The sequence below is a fragment of the Abyssibacter profundi genome (genome assembly GCF_003151135.1).
Lineage (GTDB): Bacteria > Pseudomonadota > Gammaproteobacteria > Nevskiales > OUC007 > Abyssibacter > Abyssibacter profundi.
This window is the reverse complement of the sequence record NZ_QEQK01000002.1, coordinates 108,834-127,730: the sequence shown is the minus strand read 5'-3', so window position 1 is coordinate 127,730 and position 18,897 is coordinate 108,834. Positions and strand designations below refer to the sequence as shown.

Here is an 18,897-nt window from a genome sequence, read left to right as displayed (position 1 = left end):
GGCTTTCAGGTCTCCAGCGCCAAGTTGTCGCGATGGATCAACTCCACATCGCCGACATACCCCAGCCTGTCCACCAGCTCCTGGCTGGCGCAACCCGCAATTTGACGAGCCTCTTCTGCTGAATAGTTGCTAAGCCCCGTGGCGATGCGGCGACCGTCCGGCGCCTCGCAGGCAATCAGGTCGCCACGACGAAATTCGCCAGACACCGCGATCACACCGACCGGCAACAGGCTACTTCCATTGCAGGTCAGTGCCTGCACAGCGCCCCGATCCAGCCGTACCGACCCGGCAACCCGCAGACGGCCAGCGATCCACCGTTTACGCGCTGCCAGCACCGCCCCCTTGGCCGACAGCCGCGTACCCCGCGCCGTCCCTGCCAGCGCCTGCGCCAGTGCGTCCGGGCCCCGACCATCCATGAGCAGCGTCCAGGCGCCGCTGCGCGCTGCCAGGGCCGCCGCGTCCAACTTGGTCAGCATGCCGCCGCGGCCGAGCCGTCCGGCGCCACCCGCAGCATGCAGCCGTAGAGCGGGATCGCCTGCCTCACCCGATTCGATCAATGTGGCGGTCGGGTCCTTACGCGGATCAGCCGTCATCAGCCCCGGCTGATCCGTCAGGATGATGAGCCCGTCAGCCTCGACCAGCTGCGCTGCCACCGCGCCGAGCCGATCGTTGTCACCAAAGCGGATCTCATCGGTGGCCACGGTGTCGTTCTCGTTAATCACGGGAATGGCCCCAACGGCCAGCAGCGACAGAAGCGTCGAGCGCGCGTTGAGATAGCGCCGGCGGTTGGCGACATCATCGTGGGTTAGCAGCACCTGGGCGGTGTGCAGCCCATGCCGACCGAAGGCATCGCCCCAGGCCTGCGTCAGGCCCATTTGCCCGATTGCCGCGGCCGCTTGCAGTCGATCCAGGGACTCCGGACGCTCGGTCCAGCCCATGCGCGCCATACCCTCGGCCACAGCGCCTGACGACACCATCACCACCTCGATGCCGTTGGCGCGTGCTGCGGCAACCTGGGCCGCCCAACGCTCGATACCGGATCGATCCAGACCACGACCACCATTGGTGATCAGTGCGCTGCCGATCTTGACGACCAGCCGCCGATAGCCCGCGGCGCTCATGCCGAGGCGTCACCCTCGTCATCAGGTGACTCAGGCGCCTGATTCAAATGGTCATAAATGTCATGCAATAGCGGCTTGAGTCCCTGCCCCGAGTGACTGGAAATCACATAGGCCGGCCCCTGCCAATCAAGATCGCTGACCAACGCCTTTAGCGCTTCCTCGGCGCCTTGTTCACCCAGCACATCCGCCTTGCTCAACACCAACCACCGGGTGATACCGGCCACCTCTTCACCGTACTGCTCCAATTCCTCTGTAATGGTCTGTACGCCTTCCAACGGAGACTCGCCCGTTGCTGCCTCGGGCTCGACCAGATGCAGGATCAGCCGGGTTCGCTGCAGATGCCGCAGAAACCGATGCCCCAGCCCAACCCCCTCAGCGGCGCCTTCGATGAGGCCGGGCACGTCGACCATGACGAAGCTCTCGGCCGGACCGACGCGCACCACGCCAAGATTCGGATGCAAGGTGGTGAAGGGGTAGTCGGCCACCTTCGGGCGGGCTGCGGAAACAGCGCTGATCAGGCTGGACTTGCCGGCATTGGGCAACCCGGCCAAGCCGACGTCTGCAATCAGCTTGAGTTCTAACTTCAGCTTGCGTTGATCGCCCGGCTTGCCGGGAGTGAACTGGCGCGGCGCGCGATTGGTACTGCTCTTGTACCGCGCGTTGCCAATCCCATGCCAGCCGCCATGCGCGACCATGATGCGCTGGCCCGGCGTCGACAGATCACCAATGACCTCGCCCGTTTCCAGGTCTTCGATCACCGTCCCCAGAGGCATGGCAATCTCGCAGTCATCGCCCCGAGCACCCGTGCAGTTGGCGCCCCGCCCGTTCTCGCCCCGCTTTGCGGCAAAGCGACGAGTAAAGCGGAAATCCGCGAGTGTGTTGATCTCCTCGTCGGCGACCGCCCAGACATGGCCACCATCGCCACCATCCCCGCCATCCGGACCACCGAAGGGCACGTATTTCTCCCGACGGAAACTGACGCAACCGTTGCCGCCGTCGCCAGCCTCGACGGTGATGATTGCTTCATCAACAAACTTCATGGCAGACACTCCATGGTGCGTATGCGCAGCGGCACATCATGACACCCGGCCTACAAAAAAGGCCCCGCCGGCACGCCGGCGAGGCCTTTTCGGATTCGCGTCGTGCGGCTTAGGCCAGCTCGACGGGCTCGATGCGCACAAATTTGCGCTTCTCGGCACCCTTCACTTCGAACACGACACGGCCGTCCACCTTGGCGAACACCGTGTGGTCCTTGCCAACACCGGCGTTTTCGCCTGCGCGGAAACGGGTACCACGCTGGCGCACGATGATGCTGCCGGCGGAAACCACTTCGCCACCAAAAGCCTTGACGCCAAGTCGTTTGGACTCTGAGTCGCGGCCGTTGCGGGTACTACCGCCTGCCTTTTTATGTGCCATGAGTGTGCTCCTTAGCCGGCGATGCCGGTGATCTTCAGTTCGGTGTAGTTCTGGCGATGGCCAATGGTGCGCTTGTAACCCTGGCGACGCTTGAACTTGATGACGCGGATCTTGTCACCCCGACCTTCGGCCGTGACTTCGGCGGTCACGCTGGACCCGTCCACGTAGGGCTTGCCGACTTTGATCGACTCACCTTCGCCAACCATGAGGACCTGATCGAAAGTAATCGTTTCACCGGCGTTGGCTTCGAGGGTTTCAACGCGAATCACGTCGCCTTCGGCCACGCGATACTGCTTGCCACCTGTCTTAATGACCGCGTACATCTGGGATTCTCCGGGACTAGACCGCAGCACGCACGCCACGGCCAAAATTCAAGGGCGCGAATTCTACGGATAGAACCCCGCTGGGTCAACGCAAATAGGCGATGACCTGACCCGGACCGACGCTCGGGTGATTCGCCCAGGCCGTGGGCCGAATAGAGCGTGGAAGATTGCGCGGCTTATGCCTGAAAATCAATCGCTTATCCTGACCGTGGGTTGTCCCTGATGATCCGGGCGGCTAGCATCCGCGCAATCGCCCTGCCCCCGAAACGAATGGAACTCGCCGAACTGCTGTCTCCGATTGCCGCCGACATGGGCGCCATTGACCAACTGATCCGAGACGAATTGCAGTCCGACGTCGTCCTGATCAATCAGATCGGACACCATATCGTCGCCGGTGGTGGCAAGCGCATGCGACCTGCATTGGTGGCCCTGGCCGCCCAGGCGCTGGGCCACGATGACCCGCGGGTTCATACCGCTGCGGCCATCATCGAATTCATCCACACGGCCACACTGCTGCATGACGACGTGGTGGACGAATCCAGCCTGCGCCGTGGGCGGGAGACGGCCAATGCTGCATTTGGCAATGCGGCCAGCGTCCTGACCGGGGACTTCCTGTACTCACGGGCCTTCGAACTGATGGTGCGTCTGGACACGATGCCGGTGATGGAGCTGCTGGCCAGCACCACCAACGCCATTGCAGAGGGCGAAGTACTGCAGCTGATGAACATCGGCAATCCGGACATCAGCGAGGCCCAGTACCTGGATGTGATTGATCGCAAGACCGCCCGGCTGTTTCGTGCGGCCACCATGCTGCCCGCCCTGCTGGCGGGTAGTTCGCAGCCGCAAATCGACGCGATGGATCACTACGGTCAATCGCTGGGCATGGCGTTTCAGCTGGTCGACGACGCGCTCGACTACCTTGGCGACGAATCAAGTCTGGGCAAGCATGTCGGTGACGATCTCGCGGAAGGCAAGCCGACGCTGCCGTTGCTTCGGGTGCTGCGCGATGGCAGTCCGGCCGCCCAGGCGCGGGTGCGTCGGGCGATTACCGAGGCAACCGACGAAGAACTCGACGCCATCATCCAGGACATCCACGCCGCTGGCGCCATTGATCAGACGCTGCAGCTGGCCAGGCACTATGCCGATGCTGCCGTGGACGCACTGGACGCACTCCCTGCCACCCCAGGCCGGGACACGCTGGCTGGACTGGCCCGCTTTGCCGTCGAACGCGTCAGCTGACAGACCCGCGCCACGCTTGAACAAAAAAGGCGACCCGCAGGTCGCCTTTTTCGTGTCCGGCTTTCAAGGCCGGGCGGGATATTTGGTCGGGGTGACAGGATTTGAACCTACGACCCCTGCCTCCCGAAGACAGTGCTCTACCAGGCTGAGCTACACCCCGAACCGTGGTCGGGGCGCCGCCCCAACCGGCGGCGGACTATACGCAAAGCGAGATGGACGCGCAACGCGTTCTACCGCCGCCGACCCAAGGCGCCTGACAACTCAGGGCGTACGGATCGCCAGCAGACGGATCTCGGACATGTCGTCGATGGCAAAGCGCAGGCCCTCGCGCCCCAGCCCGCTGTCCTTGACCCCGCCGTAAGGCATCTGATCCGTGCGCCAGGACGGCACATCGCCGATGATCACACCACCGACATCGAGGTGGTCCCAAGCTCGTTGCATTCGATAAAGGTCCTGCGTAAACACGCCCGCCTGCAAGCCGAATCGGCTGTTGTTGACCGCCGCTAGCGCCTCGTCGAAATCGTCAAAGCTGGACAGTACGGCCGCCGGCCCGAAGGCTTCCTCGGTCACCAGTCTTTGGTCGTCATCCACGTTTTCCATCAGCGTCGCCTGCAGCATGGCCCCATCGCGCCCACCGCCACAGAGGATGCGGCCTCCAGCGGCTTCGGCCTCCTGAATCCAGCCATGCAGCCGCTCGGCCTCACCTTCCGAGATCATCGGCCCGATGAAGGTCTCCCGGTCACTGGGGTCACCGGCCTTGAGCTGGCTTGCGGCCTCGACGAACCGGTCGCGCACGGCCTCATATCGACTACGATGGATCAGCACCCGCTGCACGCCGATGCAGCTCTGGCCGGACTGGTAGAACGCCCCGATGATCAAACGGGCGACGGCGTCATCGAGATCGTCCCAGGTCTCATCGATGATGCAGGCGGCGTTGCCCCCCAGTTCCATCACGACCTTCTTTTTGCCGGCGCGGGCCTTGAGCTCCCAGCCCACCGTGTCTGAGCCGGTAAACGACAGCAGCTTGAGCCGGTCATCCTCGACCAGTGCATCCGCGGCCTTGCGCGTCATCGGCAGGATGGAGAAGGCGCCTTCCGGCAGGTCTGTCTCGGCCAGCGTTTCCCCGATGATCAGCGCTCCGATGGGCGTGCGCGATGCCGGCTTGAGCACGAAAGGACAGCCCGCAGCAATGGCCGGTGCCACCTTGTGGGCGGCGAGGTTCAGGGGAAAGTTGAACGGCGAAATAAAGGCACAGGGGCCGATGGGCACACGCTTGTACATGCCCTCGTAGGCGGCGGCACGCGCGGCATTGGCCAGCGGCACCACCGCGCCGATATCCCGCTCGGTCTCTGCCGCGGCGACGCGAAAGGTCTCGATCAAGCGCGTGACCTCGCCCTCGGCGTCCTTGATCGGCTTGCCGGCTTCAATGCAGAGACTCTCGGCCAGCTCATCGAATCGCGCACGGAACCGGCTGACACAATGCTCCAGCACCTCCCGTCGCTGATAGGGCTTAAGCGCGGCCATCGCAGGGGTTGCGGCCTCGGCTGCGGCGATGGCCTGATCCAGCGCCTGGGCGTCGGCCAGGGCAACGCGGGTCGCCACCTGACCGCGGTACTTGTCCGTGACCTCCAGCTCGGCATTGGCCTGAACCGGCTTGTTGGCAAGGTAATAGGGGTATTGATCCTTCAGCATGCGTCCTCCTGGATGATGGGGTGCGACCGCCACCGGGCGTGGCCCTCGCCGCCCGTTGGCCTGTCCGTCCTAGTTGTTGACTTTGATCCGGCCCAGCCGTTCGGTCAGCTTCTGGTTTTCCCGGTAGTCCACCGGCATGACCACCAGCGAGGGCCCGCGGTGAGCCAGGGCCGCTTCGAGTGCCGGCTTGAGGTCGGCGGCGCGCTGCACATAAGCACCCTGCCAGCCAAAGCTTGCGGCCAGCTGCAACCAATCTGGGTTGCCGAACGACAGGTTGGTGTGCCGGTTGAATTCATCCTGCTGCTTCCAGGAAATCAGCCCGTAGCCGCCGTCTTCCCAGACCAGCAGGGTGATATCTGCGTTCAGGCGGGTGGCTGTCTCCATTTCCTGGACGTTCATCAGGAAATCACCGTCTCCGGCAATGCCAAGAATCTTGCGATCCGGATGCACCAGATGCGCGGCAATGGCCCCGGGCAAGGGCTGTCCCATGGAGCAAAACCCATTGGGAATCAGGCAGCAATTCGGTTCATGGCAATGGTAGTAACGCGCAATCCACATTTTGTGGGCGCCGACGCCCGATAACAGAATGTCGCCGGCGGACAATGCCTGGCGCACGTCCCAGATGGCTTTTTGCGGACGGATCGGCCCTTCGCCATCGTCGTCGGCATGCTCGCGAAACTCGGCCAGCATGCGCGCGCGAACATCCGCCTGGGTGGCGAAGTCATACTCCGGCACGCCGTCACGCTCGAAGCGCTTGTTAAGCATCCACAGGCAATGCGCCAGATCGCCCACGACCTCGACATCCGGGTGATAGTCGCGGTCGATCTCGGCCGGCTCGAAGTCGATGTGAATCACGGCACAGCGGTCGCCCCCGGCATTCCACCGGCTGGGGGGATATTCCACCATGTCGTAGCCCAGCGTGATCACCACATCGGCCGCCTCCAGAGCATCGACGACGTAGTCCCGCTGGCCCAAGCCAATGGTGAACAGCGAGTACGGAGCGTCCATGTCGACGGCCCCCTTACCCATGAAGGTGCTCATGACGCCGATTCCCGTGCGCTCACAAAGCTGTCGCAGCTGGTGGGAGGCGCGCCGGCGTATGGCCCCGTTGCCCGCAATAATCACGGGTGAGCGCGCGGTGCGCAGCAGCTCGTAGGCGCGATCGACAATCTTGTCGTCAGGCACCGGGCGGCGGAAACGGCGTGGTTCGATCGGATCGGTGGCCGCATCGCGCTTGGCCAGATTCTCCGGCAGTTCGATGAGCACGGCGCCGGGTTTTTCACGCCGTGCCACTCTGACCGCCTTGCGAACGATCTCCGGCACGGCATCCGGGTCGGTAATGGTCTGCGACCATTTGGTCACCGGCTCATACATATCCACCACATTCATGATCTGGTGGCTTTCCTTGTGCTGCCGGCTGGTTGCGCCCTGCCCGGTAATGCAGATCAGCGGTGCGCGATCCATATTGGCATCGGCGACTCCGGTTAGCAGATTGGTCGCTCCCGGCCCCAGCGTCCCCAGACAGACCGCCGGATTTCCGGTCAGGCGGCCATAGGCTTCCGCCATGAAGGCCGCACCCTGCTCATGCCGGGTCAAGATGAATTGGATGCTGGAGTCTTCCAGCGACAGCATGAAATCGGCGTTCTCCTCGCCGGGCACACCGAAGACGTACTCGATGCCCTCTCGCTCCAGGCAGCGGACCAGCAGATCTGATGTTTTCAACGCAGTGCTCTCGCTTGGATGTGCGGCCAATCTAACGGTGTACAAACAGGTACACCATAGCCTGACCCAGGCGAGTCTGTCCCGGTCGCGCAATCTGACCTGGGCTGGGCGATCCCGCGCCAGCCCAGGTTCGGTTCAGCTTTGCGGCGCCACGCCAGCGAGAAAAATACGTGTCGCCAAGGCTGCGACAGCATCCGGGTCCGGGGTCTCGCGAGACACCAGCTCCCGGCCCAGTTCAAAGCCGACGCCGTAGAACGCGGCCGCCAGGTAATCGGCATCGATGTCTGCGTCAATCAGCCCACGGGCCTGGGCCGCTTCGATGTCCTGGCGCAGGGCATGAACGGATAGTCCCAGCACGCTACCTTCGTACATGTCCTGCATCACCGCCTGATTGCGAAAGATGAACTGGTAGAACAGCGGTTCATCCAACGCAGTACGGAACACCAGCGCGTAGGTCGCGTGCAGAAACACCTCTAATGAATCCGCCGACTGCCGGATGCTGGTCAGCTGCACCGTTAGAGAGGCCATTTGTTCGTCCACCAGGGCACGAAAAACAGACTCCTTGTCCGGGAAATAGTTGTAGAAGGTGCCGGCCGCCAGGTGGGTTCCGCGCACGATGTCGCGCACGTTCACCGCATCGAACCCACGCTCGATGAACAGCCGCCGGGCGGCCGCCAGTATCGCCGACCGGTTAGCGGCTTTGTTCTGCTCTCGTCGGCTCAGCGGACGTGCCTGGACCGTTGCACTCACGCCGCCTTCCGATGCGAGTACTTGGGCGTCTCCGGTTCGGCGGCCGCACCACTGCGATCGACCTGGGACACATAAGGACCCGAGCCTGCGGTCTTGAGCTCATCCAGCAACTCACGGCGGAAGCGCGTGTAGTCCACCTCGACCGCGTGCTTGGTATGCGCCACAAAGTCGTAATGCGGGCTGCTGAGCTCTTCGGCAATCTTGTCGGCGAGGTTATCCGGTCGCTGCCACTCGCCCGTGATCGCCTTCATCGCCAGCTTGGCCTGGTAGTCCGATAGCGGCCAGATGCAACCCAGAGGCTGGAACAGCCCGATAAAGAACAGGTTGTCGTAGTCGGCGTGGAACATTTTGCGATAAAGCGGGATCTGCGTCGCCTCCTCCCAGTCGATGAACGATTTGTCGAAGAACGGGAAGGTCGTGCGGTAGCCCGTCGCACAGATGATGACGTCGAAGTCGTCCTGCCGGCCGTCGGTAAAGGTCACCGTATGCCCGTCAATCGCCTGGATACCGCGGCGTGGCTGCAACTCACCGTGGCCGATGAAGTACATCAGTTCGGAGTTCAGCGTGGGATGCCCCTGGAGAATCGAGTACTCAGGTTCCTCCAGGCCGTAGTCGGCGTTCTTGCCCTGCACCAACCGCACGCTCAGCGTGAGCAACTTCTGACGCAGCCACGACGGCATCCATTCCGTCTTGTGATACACCACATCACCCGGTTTACCCATCATGAATTTGGGCAGGAACCAGTAGCCGCGACGCATGCTGATGCACACGTTCTCGGCCACGCGCGAGCATTCCACCGCGACATCTGCAGCGGAGTTGCCCCCGCCGACCACCAGCACCCGCTTGCCCGCAAAGGGCGCGGCCTTTTTGAACTGGTGCGAATGCATCACTTCGCCGGCGAACTCGCCCGGCAGCTCCGGCATACGCGGATTCCAGTGATGCCCGTTGGACACCATTAGGTGATCGAACACCTCGGTACGTGAGCCCTTGGGGCCTGTCACGGTCAATTCCCACAACCCGTCGTCACGACGCACGGCCGAATCCACTCGGGTGTTGAACTCCGTGCGCTCCAGCACGCCGAAATGCTCGGCATAGTCCTGGAAATACTTCAGCAGATGGCGATGCGACGGATAGTCGGGCGTGCCTTCCGGGAACGGAAAATCCTCGTAGGCCGACCAGTACTTGGAACTGATGATGTGGGTGGTTTCGTAGACGCTGGAATGGCTGGGCTCATCCCGGAACACCCAGTTGCCACCGACTTGATCGGACATCTCGAACAGGGTGAGCCCGTCCCCATAGCCCGCCTCGATCACATTCTTTGCGGCCGTGATGCCAGATGGCCCGGCGCCGATGACGGCGATGCGTTCGTTCTTATTCATGGTCGTCTCCTCATAAATGACACTTGCGTCATTTTTCGAGGATGGCGAATTCATGACACCAGCGTCAAGTTTTAGCTTGGCCGCCGGTCGGGCGCCTGGGGTGACTCAAGGCTCAGGAGGTGCGGCCACAGCAGCCGGCGCGTCGTCGGTTTCGCCTGCGCGCTCCGGCGCCGCAGGACCCCCCTCGCCCGACTCCTCCTCGGGCGCGTCATCGCCCTCGATGCGGGGCGGCATCTCCTCGGCGCGTTCCGGCGGGGGGCGTTCGATTTCGGAGGTGTCATCGCGGGCCTCTTGCGCCGGCACGGGCTGCGTGTCAGCGGCAGTCGCGGCCTCTTCCTGCACGGCCTCCTCCGTGGTCTGGATCCCGACCCTGAACGCGGCAAACCCCGGCATGACCACCTGATTAAGCGCCATGCCCAGGATCCGCCCGCGATACGGAGACAACACCTCATGCCGCACGTTGGTAATCGGATCGGTCACCGTGCCCAGCACCGTCCCCTCACGAACCACATCGCCCACATCCACCTGGGTCAGCAAGATGCCGCCATGGTCCGAGCGCACCCAGTAGGACTCGTAAAACACCGGCTGCGGGTTCGGCCAGTTGCGCTGACGGTTGATCATGCCGAGCTTGTGCATCAGGGTTTCGATGCCGCGGACCCCCTGATCCACCTGTTGTGGCTGCAATCGCAACGGCTCACCCGCCTCCAGCGTCACGGCCGGTATGCCGGCATCGACCGCAGCGCGACGCAGCGTGCCCTTTGCGCCCTGGGTTTGCAGCACCGCAATGCCTCCAAAGCCGCGACTCAGCTCCACCACCGCTGGATTACTCAAATCCGCGCGAAGCTGCGGAAGATTGGTGCGGTGGAACGAACCGGTATGTAGATCGGCCAAACGATCGCACCGTTCGATGATCTGGGTAAAAAACGAATGGGCAACGCGGGATGCCAGACTGCCAGTTGGCGAACCGGGGAAGTAGCGGTTCAGATCACGCCGGTCTGGCAGATAGCGCGAGTTCCGCTGAAAACCCGCCAGATTGACAATCGGCACACCGATCACCGTTCCGGACAGCCCTTTGGGGTCCAGCGAGTGCACCACACGACGAATGATTTCGATGCCGTTGAGTTCGTCCCCATGCACGGCGCCTGTCAGGCACAACACCGGACCCGGCTCGGCCCCGTGGGAGACCAGCACCGGCGTGGCACCACCCAGCTCGCCGAAGTGATAACTGGCCGACCAGGCAAGCTGGCGCCAAGTCCCCGGCTGCACAGCCTCCCCAAGCAACTCGAACGCTTGAACTGCAGGGGGCGCTGGGGTGGGTTCTGGGGCGGTCACCGGGACCGCTGCGGCCTCAGCCGCAGCTGCGGGGGCCTTAACCTGCGTGTCTTGCGTATCCGGCTGTGCGCTTGGCTGCGCTGTTGTTCGGTCTGCCTCCGCGCGCGGCTCGGTGGGCTGCTGGGCGGACAGCGCAGGAACAACCCCTGCCAACAAGACAAGAATTGGCCAACGATGCGATCTGCAATGGTTCATGCGACTCCAAGCTATCAAGGTCATGCCTGGCTGGCGAATCACCGCCCCTAGCGCCCGATCGTGCGAAGCGCTTGGCGATTCCATAGACTCTCGCCAGGCACTCAACAGACGCATCTCGCCATGCGAAGGTTCCTCAGCACAGCGTTGGTACTGGCGGCGCTGGCTCCTCAAACAGTGGCCGCGGACAGCCGCACGCCCGGCAAGGTCATCGCAGGCTGGGTCGAGAAAATGACCGTCCTGCCTTGGGACATCGTCGTTTCAGCCAAGCTCGACACCGGGGCGCTGACCTCATCGATTTATGCTGAAGACATTGAGCGCTTCGAGAAAGATGATGAGCGCTGGGTCCGTTTTACGCTGGTGCTGGAAGATGCCGACGACGAAGTGCACCGTATCGAAACCGAAGCGCCTCTGACACGCAGCGTGCGCATCAAGGACCATGACGACCCCAGTTCTCGTCGCGCTGTGGTTGAGCTGGAGTTCTGTTTTGACGGTCGCCGACGCAGAACGCAGTTCTCGCTGGCCGATCGTGGCAGCTTTATCTATCCCGTGCTGCTGGGGCGGCGTTTTCTCGAAGACGTCGCGGTTGTGGACCCGGCGGCCACCTTTATGACCCAGGCTGCCTGCCGCTAGGCGGGGACTCTGCCGGCCAGCCTTCAAAGGGAGTTGGACCCATGTTAGCCATCAAGCCCGCCGCAGACTCTGCGGCTGCCTGCCCGGAGCAGCGATCTTGAGAAACCTGCCTGTCTGGATCATCGCCGCGCTGCTGATCGCCGCCGGGCTGTCACTTACGGCGTATAAGGCCCGCAGCCTGGGCCTGCCCCTAACACCCAGCACGGAAGCGGCGGTATGGACCGTCGAAGCCCGGGCAGCCTTCCGCGCGAGGGGCGGCCCCGTGAAAGCCACCTTGCTCATTCCTGGGCAGCCGCCGGGCTTCGAGCAGTTGGACGAGGATTTCATCTCCAGCGGATTTGGTGTGAGCCAGGAAGACAGTGGTCTGAACCGGGCTGCGCTGTGGGCCATCCGGCGCGCCAACGGCACCCAGGCGCTTTATTACCGGGTCACCGTCTATGAATCCGAAACACGCCCGGCCACGCATACCGACCCCTTCCCGGGCTACCCGCAGGTGCCTGCCTATGGCGAATCCACCCAGGCGGCCGTCAACGCGCTGCTAGAGGAAGTGCGTTCCGAATCCGCAGATATCGTGACCTTCGCCCGCGCGCTCATCGAGCGCATGAACCGCGAGGGCAGCAACCCGTCTGTCGACAGCCTACGCAGTGGCAGCAACAGCCCCGGCGCCTGGGCGCAGTGGCTGGTGGATGTACTGGCGGGTGCCCGAATTCCTGCCCGGGTGATCTGGGGCCTGCCACTGGTCGATGGCACCCGAGATGCCTCGCTGGTGCCGTACATCGAAGTCCATAACGAGCAGCGCTGGATTCCGATGTCTCCGCTCACCGGCAAGACCGGACTGCCGGACGACTTCCTGGTCTGGCGCGTTGGCAACGACCCGTTACTCGCGGTCGACGGCGGCGCACAGCCGGATGTGCGGTTCTCGGTGGCGCGCAGCCAGCGGGAAATCGTCTCCATCGCGCGGGACCGGGCACGCAACCACGGCTCGTTGCTGCTGGATTACTCGTTGTTTGCGCTGCCGGTGCAAACCCAGAACGTTTACAAGGTCTTGCTGACGGTGCCGCTCGGTGCATTCCTGGTCGTGCTGCTACGCAACGTCGTGGGCGTGAAGACGTTTGGGACCTTCATGCCCATCCTGATTGCCCTGGCCTTCCGCGAAACCAAACTGCTGTGGGGCATTATTCTGTTCTCGCTCATCGTGGCACTGGGACTGGGTCTGCGATTCGCCCTGGAGCGATTGAAACTGCTGCTGGTTCCCCGGCTGGCCTCGGTCTTGATCATTGTCATCTTCCTGATGCTGCTGGTCAGTCTGATCAGCCATCAGCTCGGCATGGAGAAGGGCCTCTCGATTGCCCTGTTCCCCATGGTGATCCTGGCGATGACCATTGAGCGCATGTCGCTGGTTTGGGAAGAGCACGGCGCGGGCGAAGCCACGCTGCAGGGCTGTGGCAGCTTACTGGTCGCCGCCGCAGGGTTCTTGGTGATGAGCAACCCGACGCTGACCCATCTCGTGTTCGTGTTCCCCGAACTGCTGCTGGTATTGCTCGGGGGCTGCCTGATTCTGGGGCGTTACACCGGTTACCGGCTGTCCGAGTTCTGGCGGTTCCGTGCCGTGATTGCGGGTAAACAGCTCTGATGCGGTGGCCCGGTACCATACTTCGAGAGGCCGGCATCCTCTCGATGAACCAGCGCAATGCCGATTTCATCATGCGCCACAACGCGCGCCGGCTTTACCCGCTGGTGGATGACAAGCTGCAGACCAAGGCACTGGCACAGAAGGCCGGTATCGCCGTGCCGGAGCTCTATGGCGTCGTGCGAACCGAGCACGCCATCCGCGAGCTGGCCGATACCCTGGGCGACAAGACCTCCTTTGTCGTCAAGCCAGCCCATGGCAGCGGCGGCAACGGGATTCTCGTGGTCAAGGACCGTCGCGCCCGCGGCTATATCAAGGCCAGCGGCAGCATGATGTCGGATAGCGAACTGGGCCATCACATCTCCAACATCCTATCGGGGATGTTCAGCCTGGGCGGCATGCCGGACCAGGCCATGATCGAGTACTGCGTGCAGTTCGACCCGATCTTCGAAAACGTGGCGTTTCAGGGTGTACCGGATATCCGCACCATCGTTTTCCGGGGCGTGCCGGTCGCTTCGATGGTGCGCTTGCCGACACGGTCATCGGACGGCAAGGCCAATCTCCATCAGGGAGCGGTCGGCGCCGGAATCGAGCTGACCAGCGGGATCACCCAGGATGGCGTCTGTCAGAACGCTCGGGTTTCCAGCCACCCCGATACCGGCGCGCCGCTGGCCGGGATTGGCATTCCCGGCTGGGACACGCTCCTGTTGCTCGCCGCCCGCTGCTATGACTTGGCCCGGCTGGGCTATCTGGGAGTGGATGTGGTGCTGGATCGCCATCACGGCCCGTTGGTGCTGGAGCTCAACGCCCGGCCGGGTCTGTCCATCCAGCTGGCGAATCGCCGCGGTCTGCTGCCCGTGCTCAGGGCAATCGAACAACAAAAAACAATCCCCGATACGGCCGAAGACCGGGTCGCACTCGGATTGGACTTGCTCGCCCGCCACACCCCGGCATAATGCAGGACATGTGTTCATCCGCCACCGGCGGGCTGAGCCACTTCTTACAGACCGAGCGACCGGGCGATACTGGGGATGCGGCCTCGCCCTGCACAAGACTCGGCCCTGTCCACCTGTGCGTATGAGGGAAGTCATGAAACGAAGCCTGCTTGGCGCCATATTGGTCGCCGTGTTTGCCTTGACCGGTTGCGGTCAGCCCAAGGACCCCATCGTGGTCGAAGATGGCTGGGTGCGTGCCCTGCCACCGGGGGCGAAGATGACGGCCGGCTACGTCAGCATTACCAACAACGGTGACGGCGAACTCCGGATGCTGGGTGTTTCCAGCCCCAATTTCGGCCGGATCGAAATGCATAGCGTGTATCTCGAAGACGGCGTCCAGCAGATGCGCATGGTCGATGGCTACAAGATCGCCCCGGGCGAGACACTGACGCTGGCCTCGGGCGGCGACCATCTGATGATGCGGTTCCCGCGTGATCTGGAGCAATCGAACGGGCAGATCCCCGTGTCGTTGGCATTTCGCGGGGCCGATGGTGAACTGGTGTCCGTCGAAAGCCGCTTTGACCTGAGGCAAAGCGCCCCGTAGGTCTGCACCCCACCCGGCTCCGGGTGGGGGATTTCACCCCGGCTCGGCGTAGAATAGAGCCATGCACTCGACCATTCTCGCCGCCAGCCTGCTCGCGCTGCTGTTCGGCCCCCTGGCCTATGCCTGGCTGAACCGCCAGCGCAAACTCAGCGCCGTGCTCGACGGCTTCGTCTTTCTCAGCATCGGCGGCATCGTGCTGCTCGAGGCCCTGCCCGAAGCCGTGCACCACGGCGGCCTGCTGGCCTGGATCGCGCTGGCTGTCGGTTTTTTCGGTCCCAGCATTGCCGAACGGCTGCTCCACCACGCTGCGCGCGAAACCCACCTGGCCACCCTGCTGCTCGGTGGCTTCGGGTTGATTGTCCACGCGACGGTCGACGGCGCAGCGCTGTCAGAGCCCGCGCACACGGGCCCGGGCCTGGCCATTGCCGTCATCCTGCATCGACTCCCCGTGGGACTGGCGATCTGGTGGCTGCTACGCCCCACCTTCGGCCTGCGCGTCGCCTGGATGACGCTAGGCTGCATGCTGGCCGGCACCGTCCTCGGATTCAGCCTCGGCGACACAGTGATGGCGCACGGCACCACCCCGCTGCTGGCGGTATTCCAGGCCTTTATTGCCGGATCCATACTCCATGTGGTGTTCAACAAGCCGCATCTGGGTGATCGATATGCCGTGGACACACACGCTCATGTCTCTCCTCGATACGAGGGCCTGGGCAATGCCCTGGGTCTGGCGGTTGTCGTTGCCGTGGCGCTGCTCCACCAGGACGGCGATGCGCATGGAACCGGCGCCCTGCCCTGGGGCCGGTTTCTGGACCTTGCGCTGATCAGCGCCCCGGCGCTGGTCATCGGCTTCGGGCTCGCTGCTGCGCTGGGCGCCTGGCTGCCCAGCACCCCACTCAACTGGTTGCAGCGAGGACCGCAGCTGCGTCAGGCATGGCGGGGCATGATCTTTGGACTGCCTCTGCCGGTTTGCAGTTGTGGTGTCTTGCCCGTGTACCGGACGCTGGTCAATCGCGGCGTCCCCGGCGCGGCCGGTGTGGCGTTTCTGGTGGCCACGCCCGAGCTGGGCCTGGATGCGCTGCTGCTGTCCATTCCCTTGCTGGGTGTGGACATGACCATTGCCCGCGTGCTGGCTGCGGCGGCCCTGGCCCTCGCCGTGGGCTGGTGGGTTGGCCGCCAGATCGAAGTCCATGCGGCCGCCACCCCGGCCGGGGGCTGTTGTGCAACCGAGCCCGCAGCCCAGGTGCCGGCAGGCATGCAACGGTTCACCGGTCAACTCGATGAGCTGCTGCGCTCCACAGGCCCTTGGCTCATCGTCGGGCTGCTACTGGCGGCCATCGTGGAGCCGGTCCTAGCCCACACCCCGCTGCTGGGCTGGCCAGATGCCTTGCAGGTGCTTTGCTTCGCGGTGATCGGCGTGCCGGTGTACGTCTGCGCCAGCGGCGCGACACCCATCGTTGCGGTCCTGCTGGCGGGCGGCCTGTCTCCGGGAGCGGGCCTGGCGTTTCTGCTGGCCGGACCGGCCACCAACGTGGCCAGCTTCGGATTGTTGGCCAGTCTTCATGACCTGGCCACGGCACGCCGATTCGCTGTGGGCATGCTGGGTGGGGCGGTATTGCTGGGGTGGCTCACCAACGTCGCCCTGGGCGGCAGCAGCGGGTTTCAGGCGCCGCCGCTGCCCCATGAGCATGCCGGGTGGATTCGCTGGTCCTGCCTTGCCCTGCTCACCACGCTACTGGGGCTGGCCATGCTTAATCACGGGGCCAGACGGTTTTTCTCGGAGGGTTTGCGTGGCGAGCACAGCGCGCATGTCCATTAAACGCGGAGCCGCCGGCTAGCGACAGCCCCACGCTGGGCGCAAAGACCTATGCCGTCTCAAGCGGCGTCCGACTGCGGGCGACGACGCTCACGAATCTCCGCCTGCAGCCATTCGATGGCCTCAGCCAGCGCCAGTGTCTTCTGCTGTTTCTGGCCCAGGCGGCGGATGGTCACCTGCGCCTCCTCGGCCTCGTTACGACCCAGCACGAAGATGGCCGGCACCTTGTTGTTACTGTGCTCGCGGATCTTGCGATTGATTTTTTCGTTGCGGATGTCCAGCTCGGCGCGAATGCCGGCCTGCTTCAGCGCCGCCACCACCTCGCGTGCATAGTCGTCGGCATCGGAGACGATGGTCGTCACCGCCACCTGCACCGGCGCCAGCCACAGCGGCAATGCACCGGCGTATTGCTCGATTAGAATGCCGATGAAGCGCTCCAGCGAGCCCAGAATGGCCCGATGCAGCATGGCCGGACGTTGGCGGCTGCCGTCTTCGGCGACGTACTCGATTCCGAAGCGTTCCGGCAGGTTGAAGTCCACCTGCACCGTGCCGCACTGCCAGCCACGCCCGATCGCGTCGTACAGCGTGAATTCCAGCTTCGGGCCGTAGAACGCGCCATCACCTTCGGCCACCACGTAGTCCACGCCCATCATTTCGCAGGCCTGCTTGAGCTCGCTCTCGGCGCGATCCCAGATGGCATCCGAACCAATCCGCTGCTCGGGGCGTGTGGCCAGCTTGACCTCCACCTCGTCGAAGCCCAGCTCGCGGTACATCTCGAAGATGAGCTTGCCCGCTTCGGCGGCTTCGGTAGGCAGCTGTTCGGGCGTACAGAAAATATGTGCGTCATCCATGATGAAGCCACGCACGCGCATCAAGCCATGCAGCGCGCCGGATGGCTCGTAGCGATGACAGGCGCCGAACTCAGCCATGCGCAGCGGCAGGTCCCGATAGCTATGCAGCGTATTGGCGTACAGCTGGACGTGCCCCGGGCAGTTCATCGGCTTAACCGCCAACATGCGGGTTTCGTTGCTGCCTTCGTCGACCTCCGCGATAAACATGTTCTCGCGGTACTTGTCCCAGTGACCAGAGGCTTCCCAGAGCTTGCGATCCATCAGCAGCGGCGTCTTGACCTCAACATAGTTGCGGGCGTCGATCTTCTCGCGCACATAGGCCTCAAGCTGACGGAACAAGGTGTAGCCCTTGGGGTGCCAGAACACCTGCCCTACTGCTTCGTCCTGGATGTGGAACAGATCGAGCTGTTTGCCAAGGCGGCGGTGGTCACGTTTTTCCGCTTCTTCGAGCTGCGTCAGATACGCCTTGAGTTCCTTGTCATTGGTCCAGGCCGTACCGTAGATGCGCTGCAGCATCGCGTTGTTCGAATCCCCGCGCCAGTAGGCACCGGCCAGCTTCATCAGCTTGAACGCCTTGCCCAGCTTGCCGGTGGACGGCAGATGCGGGCCGCGACAAAGATCGACGAACTGCCCCTGGCGATACACCGTGATCGTCTCGCCTTCCGGCAGGTCCGCAATAATCTCGGCCTTGTAGGCCTCGCCCTGCGCCTTGAACCATTCGATGGCCTCATTGCGGTCCCAGACCTCACGGGCTATCGGCTCATCACGCTTGACGATCTCGCGCATCTTCGCCTCGATCTTTTCCAGATCTTCCGGCTTGAAGGGCTCATCGCGGGCGAAGTCGTAGTAGAAACCGTTCTCGATGGCAGGCCCAATCGTGACCTGGGTATCGGGGTATAGCTCCTGGACCGCCTCGGCCATCACGTGGGCGGCGTCATGGCGCAGCAACTCCAAAGCCTCAGGCGACTTCCCGGTGATGATCTCGACATCGGCATCCTGCTCGATGACGCGGGTCAGATCACGTAACTCGCCATTCACCTTGATCGCCAACGCGGCCTTGGCCAGCCCGGCCCCGATCGACAGGGCGACATCGGTGCCGGTGGGGGGCGCGTCAAAGGGGCGCTCGGAACCGTCAGGCAGGCGAATAGAAATACTCATGGGGTGTCCTCTCGAACGAATGGGTGATGGCTGACAACCAGCCAGATAAAGGGAGACAGGAGCGCGGCCAGCCGCTGTTAGGCGGCTGGGGCCCAAGTTCGCGC

16 protein-coding genes and 1 tRNA gene are annotated in these 18,897 nt (G+C 63.5%); 6 read left to right on the top strand and 11 right to left on the bottom strand.

Going from position 1 to position 18,897, the window contains the following annotated elements; all coding sequences use genetic code 11:
* Positions 1 to 5: 5 nt before the first annotated feature.
* The 4 genes from proB to rplU form a co-directional block, all read right to left on the bottom strand.
* On the bottom strand, positions 6 to 1,121 hold the full coding sequence (gene proB, locus DEH80_RS02315) for a glutamate 5-kinase (protein ID WP_109718858.1): 1,116 nt from the start codon (positions 1,119 to 1,121) through the stop codon (positions 6 to 8).
* Positions 1,118 to 2,161 carry an Obg family GTPase CgtA gene (cgtA, locus tag DEH80_RS02310; protein ID WP_109718857.1) on the bottom strand — a complete coding sequence of 348 codons (1,044 nt, stop codon included), beginning with the start codon at positions 2,159 to 2,161 and terminating at the stop codon, positions 1,118 to 1,120. Before cgtA ends, proB begins: the two co-directional genes overlap by 4 nt.
* A 109-nt stretch (positions 2,162 to 2,270) precedes the next feature.
* Positions 2,271 to 2,537, bottom strand: a complete 267-nt coding sequence (gene rpmA, locus DEH80_RS02305; RefSeq protein WP_109718856.1) for a 50S ribosomal protein L27 — start codon at positions 2,535 to 2,537, stop codon at positions 2,271 to 2,273.
* An 11-nt stretch (positions 2,538 to 2,548) separates the two neighbouring features.
* Positions 2,549 to 2,860: a 50S ribosomal protein L21 gene (gene rplU, locus DEH80_RS02300; RefSeq protein WP_109718855.1), complete on the bottom strand. Its 312-nt coding sequence runs from the start codon at positions 2,858 to 2,860 to the stop codon at positions 2,549 to 2,551.
* A 270-nt stretch (positions 2,861 to 3,130) separates the two neighbouring features.
* On the opposite strand from rplU, the gene DEH80_RS02295 reads away from it, so the two are divergent.
* Positions 3,131 to 4,099 (top strand): polyprenyl synthetase family protein, encoded by a 969-nt coding sequence (locus tag DEH80_RS02295; RefSeq protein WP_165831247.1) that lies wholly within the window; start codon positions 3,131 to 3,133, stop codon positions 4,097 to 4,099.
* Positions 4,100 to 4,182: 83 nt separating this feature from the next.
* Here DEH80_RS02295 and DEH80_RS02290 read toward each other — a convergent pair.
* From DEH80_RS02290 to DEH80_RS02265, 6 genes are all read right to left on the bottom strand, one after another.
* A tRNA-Pro gene (locus tag DEH80_RS02290) sits at positions 4,183 to 4,259 on the bottom strand.
* A 101-nt stretch (positions 4,260 to 4,360) separates the two neighbouring features.
* Positions 4,361 to 5,791 carry an aldehyde dehydrogenase family protein gene (locus tag DEH80_RS02285; RefSeq protein WP_109718854.1) on the bottom strand — a complete coding sequence of 477 codons (1,431 nt, stop codon included), beginning with the start codon at positions 5,789 to 5,791 and terminating at the stop codon, positions 4,361 to 4,363.
* Between the two features lie 69 nt (positions 5,792 to 5,860).
* Positions 5,861 to 7,513: an acetolactate synthase large subunit gene (locus tag DEH80_RS02280; protein ID WP_109718853.1), complete on the bottom strand. Its 1,653-nt coding sequence runs from the start codon at positions 7,511 to 7,513 to the stop codon at positions 5,861 to 5,863.
* A 135-nt stretch (positions 7,514 to 7,648) separates the two neighbouring features.
* Positions 7,649 to 8,263 (bottom strand): TetR/AcrR family transcriptional regulator, encoded by a 615-nt coding sequence (locus DEH80_RS02275; protein ID WP_109718852.1) that lies wholly within the window; start codon positions 8,261 to 8,263, stop codon positions 7,649 to 7,651.
* Positions 8,260 to 9,642 carry a flavin-containing monooxygenase gene (locus DEH80_RS02270; RefSeq protein ID WP_109719017.1) on the bottom strand — a complete coding sequence of 461 codons (1,383 nt, stop codon included), beginning with the start codon at positions 9,640 to 9,642 and terminating at the stop codon, positions 8,260 to 8,262. The genes DEH80_RS02275 and DEH80_RS02270 overlap by 4 nt, the downstream gene beginning before the upstream one ends.
* Positions 9,643 to 9,747: 105 nt before the next feature.
* Complete coding sequence (locus DEH80_RS02265; protein ID WP_207774416.1) at positions 9,748 to 10,974, bottom strand: succinylglutamate desuccinylase/aspartoacylase family protein; 1,227 nt, start codon at positions 10,972 to 10,974, stop codon at positions 9,748 to 9,750.
* Between the two features lie 315 nt (positions 10,975 to 11,289).
* Here DEH80_RS02265 and DEH80_RS02260 point away from each other — a divergent pair, with 315 nt between their 5' ends.
* From DEH80_RS02260 to DEH80_RS02240, 5 genes are all read left to right on the top strand, one after another.
* Complete coding sequence (locus tag DEH80_RS02260) at positions 11,290 to 11,799, top strand: ATP-dependent zinc protease family protein (RefSeq protein ID WP_109718850.1); 510 nt, start codon at positions 11,290 to 11,292, stop codon at positions 11,797 to 11,799.
* Between the two features lie 97 nt (positions 11,800 to 11,896).
* Complete coding sequence (locus DEH80_RS02255; protein WP_109718849.1) at positions 11,897 to 13,432, top strand: inactive transglutaminase family protein; 1,536 nt, start codon at positions 11,897 to 11,899, stop codon at positions 13,430 to 13,432.
* Positions 13,432 to 14,385, top strand: a complete 954-nt coding sequence (locus tag DEH80_RS02250; RefSeq protein ID WP_109718848.1) for an alpha-L-glutamate ligase-like protein — start codon at positions 13,432 to 13,434, stop codon at positions 14,383 to 14,385. Before DEH80_RS02255 ends, DEH80_RS02250 begins: the two co-directional genes overlap by 1 nt.
* 133 nt (positions 14,386 to 14,518) lie before the next feature.
* Entirely contained in the window at positions 14,519 to 14,968 is a 450-nt protein-coding gene (locus DEH80_RS02245; protein WP_165831246.1) for a copper chaperone PCu(A)C, read from the top strand.
* Positions 14,969 to 15,029: 61 nt separating this feature from the next.
* Positions 15,030 to 16,787, top strand: coding sequence for a permease (locus tag DEH80_RS02240; RefSeq protein WP_109718846.1), 1,758 nt, complete (start codon positions 15,030 to 15,032; stop codon positions 16,785 to 16,787).
* 56 nt (positions 16,788 to 16,843) lie between these two features.
* Here DEH80_RS02240 and thrS read toward each other — a convergent pair whose 3' ends face one another.
* Positions 16,844 to 18,793, bottom strand: coding sequence for a threonine--tRNA ligase (thrS, locus tag DEH80_RS02235; protein WP_109718845.1), 1,950 nt, complete (start codon positions 18,791 to 18,793; stop codon positions 16,844 to 16,846).
* Positions 18,794 to 18,897 lie beyond the last annotated feature (104 nt).

What these genes read in the sequence shown, in the direction of transcription:
- DEH80_RS02270 (WP_109719017.1), bottom strand. Translation starts at nt 9,642, where the DNA reads ATGAATAAGAACGAACGCATCGCCGTCATCGGCGCCGGGCCATCTGGC.
- rpmA (WP_109718856.1), bottom strand. Translation starts at nt 2,537, where the DNA reads ATGGCACATAAAAAGGCAGGCGGTAGTACCCGCAACGGCCGCGACTCA.
- rplU (WP_109718855.1), bottom strand. Translation starts at nt 2,860, where the DNA reads ATGTACGCGGTCATTAAGACAGGTGGCAAGCAGTATCGCGTGGCCGAA.
- DEH80_RS02245 (WP_165831246.1), top strand. Translation starts at nt 14,519, where the DNA reads ATGAAACGAAGCCTGCTTGGCGCCATATTGGTCGCCGTGTTTGCCTTG.
- DEH80_RS02240 (WP_109718846.1), top strand. Translation starts at nt 15,030, where the DNA reads ATGCACTCGACCATTCTCGCCGCCAGCCTGCTCGCGCTGCTGTTCGGC.
- cgtA (WP_109718857.1), bottom strand. Translation starts at nt 2,161, where the DNA reads ATGAAGTTTGTTGATGAAGCAATCATCACCGTCGAGGCTGGCGACGGC.
- thrS (WP_109718845.1), bottom strand. Translation starts at nt 18,793, where the DNA reads ATGAGTATTTCTATTCGCCTGCCTGACGGTTCCGAGCGCCCCTTTGAC.
- DEH80_RS02250 (WP_109718848.1), top strand. Translation starts at nt 13,432, where the DNA reads ATGCGGTGGCCCGGTACCATACTTCGAGAGGCCGGCATCCTCTCGATG.
- DEH80_RS02260 (WP_109718850.1), top strand. Translation starts at nt 11,290, where the DNA reads ATGCGAAGGTTCCTCAGCACAGCGTTGGTACTGGCGGCGCTGGCTCCT.
- DEH80_RS02285 (WP_109718854.1), bottom strand. Translation starts at nt 5,791, where the DNA reads ATGCTGAAGGATCAATACCCCTATTACCTTGCCAACAAGCCGGTTCAG.
- proB (WP_109718858.1), bottom strand. Translation starts at nt 1,121, where the DNA reads ATGAGCGCCGCGGGCTATCGGCGGCTGGTCGTCAAGATCGGCAGCGCA.
- DEH80_RS02295 (WP_165831247.1), top strand. Translation starts at nt 3,131, where the DNA reads ATGGAACTCGCCGAACTGCTGTCTCCGATTGCCGCCGACATGGGCGCC.